This is a genomic window from Bradyrhizobium sp. 157 (assembly GCF_023073815.1).
Taxonomy (GTDB): Bacteria; Pseudomonadota; Alphaproteobacteria; order Rhizobiales; family Xanthobacteraceae; genus Bradyrhizobium.
Map to the genome: position 1 here is coordinate 1 of NZ_JADPKF010000010.1, position 14,638 is coordinate 14,638.

The 14,638-nt window shown below is 63.4% G+C and carries 10 protein-coding genes; 6 read left to right on the forward strand and 4 right to left on the reverse strand.

The features are described 5' to 3' along the window. On the forward strand, nt 1-360 hold a 360-nt coding region (locus tag IVA95_RS01275), incomplete at its 5' end, for a transposase (RefSeq protein WP_247508847.1). Nucleotides 361-746: 386 nt separating this feature from the next. On the opposite strand, the gene IVA95_RS01280 is transcribed toward IVA95_RS01275, so the two are convergent. Beyond that, nucleotides 747-1,145 (reverse strand): MAPEG family protein, encoded by a 399-nt coding sequence (locus IVA95_RS01280; protein ID WP_247508848.1) that lies wholly within the window; start codon nt 1,143-1,145, stop codon nt 747-749. Between the two features lie 95 nt (nt 1,146-1,240). Here IVA95_RS01280 and hemH point away from each other — a divergent pair, with 95 nt between their 5' ends. The 4 genes from hemH (at nt 1,241) to IVA95_RS01300 (ending at nt 4,605) form a co-directional block, all read left to right on the forward strand. Continuing rightward, nucleotides 1,241-2,278, forward strand: coding sequence for a ferrochelatase (hemH, locus tag IVA95_RS01285; protein WP_247508849.1), 1,038 nt, complete (start codon nt 1,241-1,243; stop codon nt 2,276-2,278). 172 nt (nt 2,279-2,450) lie between these two features. Continuing rightward, nucleotides 2,451-3,452, forward strand: a complete 1,002-nt coding sequence (locus IVA95_RS01290) for an SPFH domain-containing protein (protein WP_247508850.1) — start codon at nt 2,451-2,453, stop codon at nt 3,450-3,452. Nucleotides 3,453-3,488: 36 nt separating this feature from the next. Next, nucleotides 3,489-3,935 carry an NfeD family protein gene (locus tag IVA95_RS01295; protein WP_247508851.1) on the forward strand — a complete coding sequence of 149 codons (447 nt, stop codon included), beginning with the start codon at nt 3,489-3,491 and terminating at the stop codon, nt 3,933-3,935. 118 nt (nt 3,936-4,053) lie between these two features. Beyond that, nucleotides 4,054-4,605 carry a carboxymuconolactone decarboxylase family protein gene (locus IVA95_RS01300; RefSeq protein WP_247508852.1) on the forward strand — a complete coding sequence of 184 codons (552 nt, stop codon included), beginning with the start codon at nt 4,054-4,056 and terminating at the stop codon, nt 4,603-4,605. A 152-nt stretch (nt 4,606-4,757) separates the two neighbouring features. On the opposite strand, the gene IVA95_RS01305 is transcribed toward IVA95_RS01300, so the two are convergent. Continuing rightward, nucleotides 4,758-5,771 carry a KpsF/GutQ family sugar-phosphate isomerase gene (locus IVA95_RS01305; RefSeq protein WP_247508853.1) on the reverse strand — a complete coding sequence of 338 codons (1,014 nt, stop codon included), beginning with the start codon at nt 5,769-5,771 and terminating at the stop codon, nt 4,758-4,760. Nucleotides 5,772-6,016: 245 nt separating this feature from the next. Between IVA95_RS01305 and IVA95_RS01310 the strand changes: the two genes are divergently transcribed. Then, on the forward strand, nt 6,017-7,663 hold the full coding sequence (locus IVA95_RS01310) for an outer membrane beta-barrel protein (protein WP_247508854.1): 1,647 nt from the start codon (nt 6,017-6,019) through the stop codon (nt 7,661-7,663). Between the two features lie 163 nt (nt 7,664-7,826). Here IVA95_RS01310 and IVA95_RS01315 read toward each other — a convergent pair whose 3' ends face one another. Beyond that, entirely contained in the window at nt 7,827-9,284 is a 1,458-nt protein-coding gene (locus IVA95_RS01315; protein WP_247508855.1) for a glutamate synthase subunit beta, read from the reverse strand. Between the two features lie 149 nt (nt 9,285-9,433). Then, nucleotides 9,434-14,182 (reverse strand): glutamate synthase large subunit, encoded by a 4,749-nt coding sequence (gltB, locus tag IVA95_RS01320; protein WP_247508856.1) that lies wholly within the window; start codon nt 14,180-14,182, stop codon nt 9,434-9,436. Nucleotides 14,183-14,638 lie beyond the last annotated feature (456 nt).

Here is a 14,638-nt window from a genome sequence, read left to right on the forward strand (position 1 = left end):
CCGGTCTTCCCTGCGCCCTTGTGTCCAGAAAATCTATCAGAATGTGCGAACGGGCGGTTGCGCACCAACCGCCCGTTGCTGGAGCTGAGCCCGTTGCGCGACGACGATAGCGGAAAGCGACGCGGCGAGCGCCACATCAAGGGTGGCCGGCGCTGGGTCCGTAACGCCATCTACATGCCCTGCGTTGGCGCAGCCACTAAGAACAATCCCGTTCTGAAGGCCTACTATCAACGCCTGCTTGCCAAGGGAAAGGAGCCGAAGGTCGCTCTCATTGCCTGCATGCGCAAGCTGATCATCATCCTCAACACCATGATCGCACGACGGCAGAAGTGGGATCCCAGTCGATATGCGCTGAGCTGATCGAACAGACTTCTTGATGCGCTCGGTCCTCGGCCGAGCTCATGCAAAGCCAACAGACCGGTGAACGGGCGGGGTCAAGGCCGTAGCCGCCGAAGGCGGGGGCGCGCCAGCGCCAGCCTTGAGGCCGCCCGAGCACCGGGCTACCTCGCCACAGTTGCCCTCTGATTGGAGAGGGCGGGAAGTTGATGGCAAACCTCGGGCGCAATACGCCGCGAGATCGCGAAGCTGTATCCACCGTCATTGCGAGGAGCGAAGCGACGAAGCAATCCATAGATCCGTTATGCTGCGCAATTGTTGCTTCGCTTCGCTCGCAATGACGTAGTTGGGCCGCGGCGTCCTGACTGCAGCACCCTGAAGTCGAGAAGAGAATGACGGCCAACCCCACCCTAAACCGGCAAGTACCCCTTGATCGCCGGCAAAAAGAAAATCGCGATATTGATCGCAAACCCCAAGCTCCAGAGAATCGAGCGCAGCGTTGGGCGGTTGCCGAGATAGGTGAAGACATAGGCGATCCGCACGATCACGAAGAGAATCGCGAGTTCGTCGATCAGGCGCTGCGGCCCGAGCCGAAATTCCGCCAGCAGCACGGCGACTGCAAAGAACGGAAAGGCCTCGATGCCGTTTTGATGCGCGCCGAGTGCGCGGGCGCGGATCGGGTCCTGGTAGAAGGCGGGATCGCGCGGCTTGGCATTGTCAAAACGGCCGTAGGCGGCCCATTTGACCGATGCGATCGTCAGCAGATAGAGCAGCACCGTTGCGAAAACGCACCATTCTGCGATCGTCATGCTTCCTCCTCCGCGACCCCGCGGCAATTTGCGAAGCGTAGCGAACCGGCGGTTATCTTGACAAGGATCGTGCAACGCGCGAAGCCATCGAAATCATGACCGTGGTCGCCCCCCTTGGCAACGCGACGCCTGTGCCGGCAACCCAGCCGCAACGGATCGGCGTGCTGCTGGTCAATCTCGGTACGCCCGACACCGCTGATGCCCAGGGGGTGCGGGTCTATCTGAAGGAATTCCTCTCCGACCCCCGCGTGATCGAGGACCAGGGCCTCGTCTGGAAATTGATCCTCAACGGCATCATCCTGCGGGTGCGTCCGGCCAGAAAGGCGCGCGATTACCAGAAGATCTGGAATAACGAGAGAGGCGAATCCCCGCTCAAGACCATCACCCGGTCGCAGGCCGATAAGCTCGCGGCGGCGATCGCCGATCGCGAGCATGTCGTGGTCGACTGGGCGATGCGCTACGGCAACCCGTCGATCCGCTCGCGCATCGAGGCGTTAGCTGCGCAGGGCTGTGATCGCCTGCTGGTGGTGCCGCTCTATCCGCAATATTCAGCGGCGACCTCGGCAACCGTCTGCGACGAGGTGTTTCGCGCGCTCGCCGATATGCGCGCGCAGCCGACGCTGCGGGTGAGCCCGCCTTATTATGACGATCCCGATTACATCGAAGCGCTCGCCGTCTCGATGTCAGAACATCTGGCGAGCTTGCCGTTCCAGCCCGAACTGATCGTGGCGTCATTTCACGGCATGCCGCAGAAATATGTCGACAAGGGCGATCCCTATTACGGCCAGTGCGTCGCAACGACGGAAAGCTTGCGCAAGCGGTTGGGCCTTGATGCCTCCAAGCTGGTCCTGACATTTCAATCGCGCTTCGGCAGCGACGAGTGGCTGCAGCCCTACACCGACAAGACAATCGAAAAATTGGCGAAAGATGGCGTGAAACGCATTGTGGTGGTGACGCCCGGCTTCTCCGCCGATTGCCTGGAGACGCTGGAGGAGATCGCACAGGAAAACGCCGAGATTTTCAAGGACAATGGCGGCGAACAGTTTTCAGCGATTCCCTGCCTGAACGACAGCGAGCCCGGAATGGACGTCATCCGCCAACTCGTTTTGCGCGAGCTTCAAGGCTGGATTTAGCCACCTCAACAACCAACTCGCCGTTCGGAGCCCAAGAACATCTGGTGGCCCGCAAACCATCTCTAGCTATATAACCGTAATTGAGAACAGCCGCCTGAACCGGCGCCGCGCCGTTGCAGACAAATGAGAGATCGCGCCGGGCAACGCACCTTGCCGGCTTTGGAGGGACTTTATGAGTGGCTTCGACATTTTCGCGATTGCCTTTGTTCTACTTGTCATTGCCACATTGTTCGCGGGCGTCAAAACGGTGCCGCAGGGCTATGACTGGACCATCGAGCGGTTCGGTAAATACACCCGCACGCTGTCGCCGGGGCTGAACCTCATCATTCCCTATTTCGACCGCGTCGGCCGTAAGATGAATATGATGGAGCAGGTGATCAACATTCCCGAACAGGAGGTGATCACCAAGGACAACGCCACCGTGACGGTGGATGGCGTCGCATTCTTCCAGGTGTTCGATGCCGCGAAAGCGAGCTACGAGGTCGCCAATCTCGAGCAGGCCATCATCGTTTTTACCATGACCAACATCCGCTCGGTGATGGGCTCGATGGACCTCGACCAGGTGCTGTCGCACCGCGACGAGATCAACGAGCGCCTGCTGCGCGTGGTCGATGCGGCCGTCTCGCCATGGGGGCTCAAGGTCAACCGCATCGAGATCAAGGACATCGTGCCGCCGGCCGACCTGGTCGAGGCGATGGGCCGGCAGATGAAGGCCGAGCGCGTCAAGCGCGCCGACATCTTACAGGCGGAGGGCCAGCGCCAGTCGGAAATCCTGCGCGCGGAAGGCGCCAAGCAGGGCCAGATTTTGCAGGCCGAAGGCCGCCGCGAAGCCGCCTTCCGCGACGCCGAAGCGCGCGAGCGCCTGGCGGAGGCGGAAGCCAAGGCGACGCAGATGGTCTCCGAATCGATCGCCAAGGGCGATGTCGCCGCGTTGAACTATTTTATCGCCGACAAGTACATCAAGGCGTTCGGACAGTTCGCGGATTCGCCGAACCAGAAGATCCTGATGATCCCGATGGAAGCAACCTCCGTGCTGTCCTCGCTCGCCGGCATCGGCGAGATCGCCAAGGCCACGTTCGGCGAAAGTGCAGCCTCCGCGGCCGCGGCCGCACGGCGAACATCGTCGGTGCCGAACGCCGGCCCGACCCCGCCGCCGGTCGCGCCGCAGCGGTGAGAGCTTGATCTGGAAGATTGATTAGAGGTTCGCGTCATGGCCGAGATATTTTCGACGTTGGGCACCTGGAATTGGCTAATCTTCGGCTTCGTCTTGATGGCGCTCGAATTGCTCGCGCCGGGTGTCTTCATGTTCTGGCTTGGGCTCGCGGCGTTACTGGTCGGGCTCGTGTCGTTTGCGATCAGCCCGTCCTGGCAGACGCAACTCCTGATGTTTGCGGTGTTCGCGGTTGCCGCGGTCCCGGCGTGGCGGCACTTTGCTCGCAGCGAGGGAAGCCGCAGCCTGAGCAACCCGTTCCTTAACAACCGGACCAAGGCGCTGATCGGCCGGGAATTCACGCTGGAAAAGCCGATCGTCGATGGCACCGGCACCGTGCGGATCGACGATACGATCTGGCGCGTCGCCGGCCCCGACGCGCCGGCCGGCAGCCGTGTCAGGGTCGTGCAGGTCGATGGCGCCAGCCTGACGGTGGCGGCGGCCTAGTTCGCGGCGAACGGCCCGTTGTTTCGTGGTCGCGGCCAGCTTCGCATGAGCACTCTCTTGCATGCTGCTACAAATAATGTAGCATGGCGCTACGCTATTCGTAGCACAGGAGTTCGCCATGTCACAGACCGTGCCGCGCATCGCGCCACTTGAGCCGCCTTATGCACCTGACATTGCCGAGCAGTTCGACCGCATCATGCGCGGCGCGCCGCCGCTGCTGCTGTTTCGCGTCATGGCGGGCAACGCGCGGGCCTGGGAGAAATTCCGCGCCGGCAGCCTGCTGGATCGCGGGCCGCTCAGTTTGCGGGAGCGCGAAATCGTCATCGACCGCACCTGTGCGCGAACAGGCTGCGAATACGAATGGGGCGTGCATGTCACGACGTTCGCGGAAGCCGCGCATCTGACGGAAGAGCAGGTCCGCGCCACCGTGCTCGGCGCCGCCACCGACGCATGCTGGTCGCCGGCAGAGCAGGCCCTGATCGCCGCGGTCGATGCGCTGCACGAGCGCGCCACACTTGAGGGCGCCGAATTCGCGGCGCTGTCGGCGCATTACGACGATGCGAAAATATTCGAGATCATCCTGCTGTGCGGATTCTATCGTACCGTGTCGTATCTCGCGAACGGATTGGCGTTGCCGCTGGAGGAGAAGGTGGCGCGGTTTCCGAGCTGAGGGCCTAACCCCGTCATTGCGAGCCAACGGGTCGCGCGAATGCGCGCCCGATGACAGGCTCTGCGAAGCAATCCATGTCGCCGCAATAACGGATAGGTGGATTGCTTCGTCGCTGCGCTCCTCGCAATGACGTGGAGAGTTTGGGAGCCAGCCTACGCCACGCCCGCGCGCAGGAAATCGTGCAGGTGCACGATGCCGATCGGCTTGCTGGCTTCGGTCACGATGAGCGTCGTGATCTTCGAGGAGTTGAGAATCTCCAGCGCCTCGCCGGCCAGCACGTCGCGGTCGATCGTCTTCGGATTCCTCGTCATCACCTCGTCGACGGAGGCCGACATGAGCTGCGGCCCCATATGGCGGCGCAGATCGCCGTCGGTGACGATACCGACGATGTGGCCGCGTGCGTCGACGATGCCGACGCAGCCAAAGCCCTTGGACGTCATCTCGACCAGCGCCTCGGACATGCTGGTGCCGAGCGGCTTCAGCGGCACCGCGTCGCCGGTGTGCATGAGGTCGCGGGTGTACTTCAACAGTGCGCCGAGCTTGCCGCCGGGATGCAGCACGCTGAAATCGACCGAGGTAAAGCCGCGGCCTTCCAGCAATGCGATCGCCAGCGCGTCGCCAAGCGCCAGCATCATCAGGGAGGAGGTGGTCGGCGCGAGATTGTGCGGGCAGGCCTCACGCGCCTTCGGCAGCGTCAGCGCGATGCCGGCCGCCTTGGCGAGGGAAGATTCGCGCTCCGCCGTCATGGCGATCACGGGAATGCGGAAGCGCTTGGCGTAGGTGATCAGATTCTTCATCTCCGGCTGCTCGCCGGACCACGATAGCGCCAGGATGGCATCGTCGGGCGTGATCATGCCGAGGTCGCCATGGCTCGCTTCGGCCGCATGGACGAAGAAGGCGGGCGTGCCGGTGGAGGCGAACGTCGCGGCGACCTTGCGGCCGATATGGCCGGACTTGCCCAGACCAGTGACGATCAGCCGCCCGTTGGCGTTGCGGATGAGATCGGCAGCGGCCGTAAACGGCACACGTAGATCGGACTGCAGCGCCGCCGCGATCGCGGCGATCCCGCTGCCCTCGGCATCGAGCGTGCGCAGCGCCGATTGGACGGCGGCATCAGCGGGATCGGAGCCGGAGGATTGTACCATCAGCGGATTCGGATTGGCCATGTCTGTCCCAGGGAGGAGGGGGCTTCGCGCCCCGAACCCCTGCATAGCATGGGCCGTTTGGCGATGCGACGCGGGGCTGCCGCCCTCAACGGCTCATTAACCATAATTGTTTTAACTCCATTAACGACGTGTTCCGCGAGCGCTCGGCGCGCGTCCATCAAGTATCTGTTTTTGTTGGGGTATATTTTATCGTGAGGGCGGGGCCAGCAACGGGCCGGAACAGCGGGCGCCTCTTCCGCGCAGCCTTGCCGTGCCTAGCGCTGATCGCCCTGACCGGAACCCCGGCGCAATCGCAAACCGTCACGCCGGATCTGTTCAGCTCAAGGCGCACCAGCCAGATGACGCCGCCGGATTCGCCGCTGCGCCGAACCGCGGCAGAGATGAACGATCCGCTCAACAATCCGAAGCTGCAGGAGAGCGACAAGCCTGCGCCGTCACGGATCGGACAGATCCCGAAATACGGTCTGCCGGCCGCGAGCGGCGCAGCCGAGATCGGCTATGACTCGCTCAATCGCAAGCGCAAGAGACCGAAAGACTATCCGGGGCAGGCGAAGCCGAAGCCGCCGGTCGGTCCCGGTAGTCCGCCGCCGATTGCGTCGAACACCCGGCTGCGGCTGTCGATTCCCCCATCGGAGTCGGCGCACAAAACCCCGATCCCACCGGCAATGGCAGGCACGGTCGCGGGACAGCCGCCGCGCAAGCGTCTCAGGATCGATGACGATCCGTTCGGCGCGGTCGGCGACTACGCCGGCAGCTTCCTGATCAAATCCGCGGTCGAATTCTCGGGCGGCTACGATACCAATCCCGGCCGGCTCGCCCCCGCGCAAGGCAAGCCGTTCTATGTGATCGCGCCGGAATTATTGGTGGTCTCCGACTGGGAGCGTCATGCGTTGGTGGCCGATCTCCGCGGCTCCTTCACCGGCTACGGTAGCAATCTCACGCCGAACGCGGACGGCACGCCGCTGTCGGCGCCGCTCGATGTCGACCGGCCCAACTTCATCGGCCATGTCGACGGCCGGCTCGACGTCAGCCGCGACACGAGGCTGACCGCGCAGGGACGCTTGTTCGTCTCGACGGACAATCCTGGCAGCCCGAACGTGCAGGCCGGCCTCGCCAGATATCCGATCTTCACCACGCTGGGCACGACTATCGGGGTCGACCAGAGCTTCAACCGGCTGCAGGTTTCCGCCGGCGCCACCGTCGACCGCACCGACTACACCAACTCGAAACTCACCGACGGCACTTCAACGACCAACGACGACCGCAACTTCAGCCAGTACGGCGGCGTCGGCCGCGTCAGCTATGATTTGAAGCCAGGCATAAAGCCGTTCGTGGAAGTGCAGGGCGACAGCCGCGTGCATGACGTCAGGCTCGACCGCGCCGGATTTGCGCGCGATTCCAGTGGCGGCTATGTCAAGGGCGGCACCAGCTTCGAATTCTCGCGGCTGTTGACCGGCGAAATCGCCGTCGGCTACGCCATGCGGGACTATGTCGATCCGAGGCTCGATCGCCTGGAAGGCCTGCTCGTCTCGTCCTCGCTGGTCTGGACCGCAACGCCGCTGACGACGGCAAAATTCTATTCCGACACCAAGATCACGGAGACCACGCTGCCAGGCACGTCCGGCGTGCTGACGCATGTCTACACCGTCGAAGTCGACCACGACTTCCGCCGCTGGCTGACCGCGATCGGAAAATTCACCTGGGGCTCGCTCGACTACCAGGGCAATCCCAGACGCGACAAGATCTACGCGGTGTCAGGCGAGGCCATCTACAAGATGAGCCGCAACGTCTGGCTCCGCGGCACGTTGCGGCGGGACTGGCTGGATTCGAATCTGCCGGGGAACAGCACGGCATCGACGGTGGTGATGCTGGGGGTGAGGCTGCAGCATTGAGGGGCCGCGTTCGCGCTCTATCGTCATGCTCCGCGCAGGCGGAGCATCCAGTACGCCGCGGCCAACCCGAATCTCTCAGAAGTCTCTGGAATACTGGATCACCCGCTTTCGCGGGTGATGAGGGCTCGCGTGATGGCCGGTGTTACGTCGAGGAGCGAGCTGCCTATTTTGGCAGAGTCGTCGTCCCCATCAGATACTGATCGATCGCTCGCGCACACAGGCGCCCTTCGCGGATCGCCCAGACCACCAGCGACTGGCCGCGGCGCATGTCGCCCGCCGAGAACACGTTGGGCAGCGAAGTCTGGTAATCCGACGTGTTGGCGCGGACGTTGCCGCGCTGGTCGAGGTCGACGCCGAGCGTCTTCAGCATGCCTTCGTGCACGGGGTGCACAAAGCCCATGGCGAGCAGCACGAGCTGCGCTTCGAGCTCGAATTCGGTGCCCGGGATCGGCTTGAACTTGTCGTCGACCTTCACGCAATGCAGCTTTTGCACCTTGCCGTCAACGCCCGAAAACTTCTGCGTCAGCACCGCGTATTCGCGAATAGCCCCTTCGGCCTGGCTCGACGAGGTCCGCATTTTCAACGGCCAGTTCGGCCAGGTCACGCCCTTGTTCTCGTGCTCGGGCGGCGCCGCCATGATTTCGAGTTGCGTGACGGATTTTGCGCCCTGCCGGAACGAGGTGCCGATGCAGTCGGAGCCAGTGTCGCCGCCGCCGATCACCACGACATGCTTGCCACCGGCGAGAATTTCCTTGACGTCGCCGAGCGGCTCGGAGGAGACGCGGCGGTTTTGCTGCGGCAGGAAGTCCATCGCGAAATGGATGCCGTCGAGATCACGCCCGGGGATCGGCAGGTCGCGGCCGGCTTCGGCGCCGCCGGTCAGCGCCACGGCGTCATACTGGTTGAGCAGTTCGCGCGGATCGATCGCGCCTTGCGAGGTGCCGCCGACATGGACACCGCAATGGAACGTCACGCCCTCGGCCTCCATCTGCGCCACCCGGCGGTCGATGATGTGCTTTTCCATCTTGAAGTCGGGAATGCCGTAACGAAGCAATCCGCCCGCCTTGGCGAATTTCTCGTAGACGTGGACGTCATGGCCGGCGCGGGCGAGCTGCTGCGCGGCCGCAAGGCCTGCAGGTCCGGAGCCGACGATCGCGACCTTTTTGCCGGTCTTGGTCGCCGGGATCTCGGGCTTCAGCCAGCCATTGTCCCATGCGCGGTCGACGATGGCGCATTCGATGGTCTTGATGGTGACCGGGTTGTCGTCGATGTTGAGCGTGCAGGACGCCTCGCATGGTGCCGGACAGATACGGCCGGTGAACTCCGGGAAATTGTTGGTCGAGTGCAGGTTGCGCGAGGCTTCTTCCCAGTTGCCCTGATAGACGAGGTCGTTGAAATCGGGGATCTGGTTATTGACCGGGCAGCCCGGCGTGCCCGGCGCCACCGAGCCGGTGCCGTGGCAATACGGGATGCCGCAGTTCATGCAGCGCGCGGCCTGGTCGCGCGTGTCTTTCTCGCTCAGTGGAATGACGAATTCGCGAAAATGCTGCAACCGCTCGGCGACCGGCGCATACTTGCGTTCGTTCCGGTCGATCTCGAGGAAACCTGTGATCTTGCCCATTAAACCTGATGCCCCTGCATCTCTCGTTCGCATCTATCTATTTGTGTCACCTCCGTCATTGCAGGGAGCGTCATCGACGAAGCAATCCATGGTTCGGCTTGTGGCGCTATGGATTGCTTCGCTGCGCTCGCAATGACGGGCTCGTGTAACTAAGCCCCGATCGCGATTTTTGGCTCGGCGTCGGCGTTCGCCTTCAATTCCTTCAGCGCGCGGCGGTATTCCACCGGCATCACCTTGCGGAATTTCGGCAGCCAGGCCTTCCAGTTCGCGAGGATCTCGGCGGCCCGTTTCGAACCGGTCAGCTTGGCATGGCGCGTGATCAGCACGTGCAACCGCTCCACGTCGGAGTCGAGCAGGTTCTGGAACACGTCGACCCGGCCATGCGCCTCGAGATCGCCGGAGTGGTGGTAGGTGCTGGCGTTGATCATCTCTTCCGAGAGCACCGGCTCCAGCTCGACCATCGACATGTTGCAGAGCTTTGCGAAGTCGCCGGCCTCGTCCAGCACATAGGCGATGCCGCCCGACATGCCAGCGGCGAAGTTGCGGCCCGTCTTGCCGAGCACCACGACGATGCCGCCGGTCATGTATTCGCAGCAGTGATCGCCGGCGCCTTCGACCACCGCGATAGCACCGGAGTTACGCACGGCAAAGCGCTCGCCGGCGATGCCGCGGAAATAGCATTCGCCTTCGATCGCGCCGTACATCACCGTATTGCCGACGATGATGGATTCTTCCGGTACGATGCCGGAATTCCGCGGCGGCTTGACGATGATGCGGCCGCCCGACAGGCCCTTGCCGACATAATCGTTGCCTTCGCCTTCGAGATCGAAAGTGACGCCCTTGGCCAACCACGCGCCGAACGCTTGGCCGGCGGTACCCTTCAAGCTGACGTGAATGGTGTCATGCGGCAGCCCAGCGTGGCCGTAGATCTTCGCAACGGCGCCCGACAGCATCGCGCCGGCGGAACGGTCGGTGTTGTTGATCTCTTCCTCGATTTTCACCGGTGCGCCGCGGTCGAGCGCGGCCTGCGCCTTCTCGATGAGGCGGCGATCGAGCACCTTCTCCAGATGATGGTTCTGGGCTTCGGCATGATAGATCTTCTGGCCGGGCAGCTCCTTCTGCCGCACGAACAGTTTTGAGAAATCGAGCCCCTTGGCCTTCCAGTGCGCCACCAGCGTCGACTGGTCGAGCATCTGGGTCTGACCGACCATCTCGTCGAACTTCCTGTAGCCGAGCTGTGCCATGATCTCGCGCACTTCCTCGGCAACGAAGAAGAAGTAGTTGATGACGTGCTCGGGCTGGCCGGTGAAGCGCTTGCGCAGCACCGGATCCTGCGTCGCGACGCCAACCGGGCAGGTGTTGAGATGGCACTTGCGCATCATGATGCAGCCGGCCGCAATCAAGGGCGCGGTGGCGAAGCCGAACTCGTCGGCGCCGAGTAGCGCGCCGATCACCACGTCGCGCCCGGTGCGGAAGCCGCCATCGACCTGGACCACGATGCGGCTGCGCAGCCGCTCGCGCACCAGCGTTTGGTGGGTTTCGGCAAGCCCGATCTCCCAGGGAGAGCCGGCGTGCTTGATCGAGGTGAGGGGAGAAGCGCCGGTGCCGCCCTCGAAGCCTGCAATGGTAACGTGGTCGGCGCGCGCCTTCGCAACGCCCGCGGCCACGGTGCCGACGCCGATTTCGGAGACCAGCTTGACCGAGACCTGGCCGTCCGGATTGACGTTCTTAAGGTCGTAGATGAGCTGCGCCAGATCCTCGATCGAATAGATGTCGTGATGCGGCGGCGGCGAGATCAGGCCGACGCCGGGCGTCGAATGCCGCACGCGGGCGATCGTCGCGTCGACCTTGTGGCCGGGCAACTGGCCGCCTTCGCCGGGCTTGGCGCCCTGCGCCATCTTGATCTGCATCATGTCGGAGTTGACGAGATACTCCGTCGTCACACCGAACCGGCCAGAAGCGACCTGCTTGATCGCCGAGCGCATCGAATCGCCGTTCGGCATCGGCTTGAAGCGATCGGCCTCTTCGCCGCCCTCGCCGGTGTTGGACTTGCCGCCGATCCGGTTCATCGCGATCGCGAGCGTGGTGTGCGCCTCGCGCGAGATCGAGCCGAAGCTCATTGCGCCGGTCGCAAAACGCTTGACGATTTCGGAGGCCGGCTCGACCTGGTCGAGTTTCACCGGCTTGCGCTTCTCGTCCTCGGCGGTCTTGATCCGGAACAGGCCGCGCAGCGTCAATAGCCGCTCCGACTGCTCGTTGAGGATCTTTGCGAACGCCCGATAGCGCTCCTGCGAGTTGCCGCGCACGGCATGCTGTAGCGTTGAAACCGACTCTGCCGTCCAGGCGTGGTCCTCGCCGCGGGTGCGGTAGGCATATTCGCCGCCGACATCGAGCGCGGTCTTGTAAACCTGCGCGTCGCCGAACGCGTCCGTATGGCGCCGCACCGTTTCCTCGGCGATTTCGACCAGGCCCACGCCCTCGATGCGGGTGTGGGTGCCGGCAAAATACTTGGCGACGAAATCGGCCTTCAGCCCGACGGCGTCAAAGATCTGCGCGCCGCAATAGGACTGGTAGGTCGAGATGCCCATCTTGGACATCACCTTCAACAGACCCTTGCCGATCGACTTGATGTAGCGCTTGACGATCTCATAGTCGTCAAGCGCGCCCGGCAGCCGATCCTTCATCGCGATGATGGTTTCGAACGCGAGGTACGGATTGATCGCCTCGGCGCCGTAGCCGGCCAGACACGCGAAATGATGCACCTCGCGCGGCTCGCCGGATTCGACGACGATGCCGACCGAGGTGCGCAATCCCGTACGGATCAGATGATGATGCACGGCGGCACAGGCGAGCAGCGAGGGGATCGGAATCCGGTCCGAGCCCGCCATGCGGTCCGACAGGATGATGATGTTGACGCCTTCGCGCACCGCGCCTTCGGCGCGCGCGCAGAGCTCGTCGAGCACCTGCTCCATTCCCGCTGCGCCGAAGCCGGCATGGAAGGTGGTGTCGAGCGTGCGCGACTTGAAATGGGTATCAGCGACGTCGGAGATCGAGCGGATCTTTTCCAGATCCGCATCGGTCAGAATCGGCTGGCGCACTTCGAGGCGCTTGGTCGAGGCCATGCCCTGCAGGTCGAACAGGTTCGGCCGCGGCCCGATGATCGAGACGAGGCTCATGACGAGCTCCTCGCGGATCGGGTCAATCGGCGGGTTGGTGACCTGCGCGAAGTTCTGCTTGAAATAGGTGAACAGCGGCTTCGGCCGGTCCGACAGCGCCGAGATCGGCGTATCGTTGCCCATCGAGCCGGCGGCTTCCTCGCCGGTGGCCGCCATCGGCGTCATCAGGATGTTGATGTCTTCCTGCGAATAGCCGAACGCCTGCTGCCGGTCGAGCAGCGGCAGGTTCGAACGCATGCCCTTGACGGGCGCATCGGGCAATTCCTCCAGCACGAGTTGGGTGCGATGCAGCCAGTCGCTGTAGGGGTGGCTCTTGGCCAGCGTCGCCTTGATCTCGTCGTCGGGAATGAGACGTCCCTGTTCGAGGTCGACCAAAAGCATCTTGCCCGGTTGCAACCGCCACTTGGTGACGATCTCATCCTCGGGAATTTTGAGCACACCCATTTCGGACGCCATCACGATGCGGTCGTCCTTGGTGACGAGATAGCGCGCGGGACGGAGCCCGTTGCGGTCGAGCGTGGCACCGATCTGGCGGCCGTCGGTGAACGCGATCGCGGCGGGGCCGTCCCACGGCTCCATCAGGGCTGCGTGATATTCGTAGAAGGCGCGGCGCTGCTCATCCATCAGTGGATTGCCGGCCCACGCTTCCGGAATCATCATCATGACAGCGTGCGGTAGCGAGTAGCCGCCCTGCACCAGGAACTCGAGCGCATTATCGAAACAGGCGGTGTCGCTCTGGCCTTCGTAGGAGATCGGCCAGAGGCGGCTGATGTCCTTGCCGTAGAGCTCCGAGTGAACGGAAGCCTGGCGCGCCGCCATCCAGTTGACGTTGCCGCGCAGCGTGTTGATTTCGCCGTTGTGGGCGATCATCCGGTACGGATGCGCCAGCGACCAGGTCGGGAAGGTGTTGGTCGAGAAGCGCTGATGCACCAGTGCCAGCGCGCTCTCGAAATCCCCTTCGTGCAGGTCGGGATAGTACTTACCGAGCTGGTCGGCGAGGAACATACCCTTGTAGATCACGGTACGGCACGACAGCGAGACCGGGTAATAGCCGGCCATGCCGCGGTCGCGGCGCTGGTAGATCGCCTGCGAGATCGACTTGCGCAGGATGTAGAGCCTGCGCTCGAACTCGTCCTCGGTCTTCGCCGTGCCGTTGCGGCCGATGAAGACCTGGATGTGGTAGGGCTCGGTCGGCTTGACGGTTTCGCCGAGCGAAGCGTTGTCGGACGGCACATCGCGCCAGCCGAGCAGTACGAGGCCTTCTTCCTTGATCTGTTCGGCGATGATGCTCTGGATCACCTTTCGCCACGCCGTCTCCTTCGGCATGAACAGCGCACCGATCGCGTAGTGGCCGGGCTCCGGCAGCTTGAAGCCGAGCTCGGCGGTCTTGCGTGCGAAGAAGGCATGCGGGATCTGCACCAGAATGCCGGCGCCGTCGCCGGCGCGCGGGTCGGCGCCAACAGCGCCGCGGTGCTCGAGGTTGCAGAGGATGTTGAGTGCGTCGGAGACGATCTGACGCGACTTCCGGCCCTTGATGTTGGCGATGAAGCCGACGCCGCAGGAATCCTTCTCCATGCCGAGGTCGTAAAGGCCCTCCGCCGGCGGGCGCCAGTCATGCTCGCGCCGAGAATCCTCAAGCAACGTGTCGGCCGGTTTCGAAGCCGCGGTCGCCGACAGGGTTTCTGTCACGATGTTTTCGCGCTCGAATTCCGACCCGCTCATCTCATTCCTCTCAAAAGGCTAAGGGCCTCACCGCATCGTCGGCGCACCTTGGACGCTTGCGGCACCCACCGGGCCACCGCTCGTCCGCCGCGAGCCGCAATTTCTTAAATTCAGGCTTGGGCGTTCAACGTCCCTGAGGAACGGCCTTGCCTGCACTGCCCTGGAGCTCGTGGCGCCACGGTTTCGTTGCAATCCCTGTGCCGGGACGGCTCCGCAATTGAGACAGCGATACTGTCCTAACTTCGACCATGCCAAATTTTTCTTTATCACACAAGCGCGTGAAAGTCCTCGGCCGCATGCGGATCGGCGCTTGGTGGCCCGGGGGAAAAGCCGCCCACTGGAGTTTGCGGCAGCGGCGCCCCGATCCGGCCCAAGGACCGCCGGATTTCGCAATGAAATTCGCCCTGGGCCGTCGGCGAGTGAGCAAAATGCTCCGGCCACGGTCCGGAGGCTGCG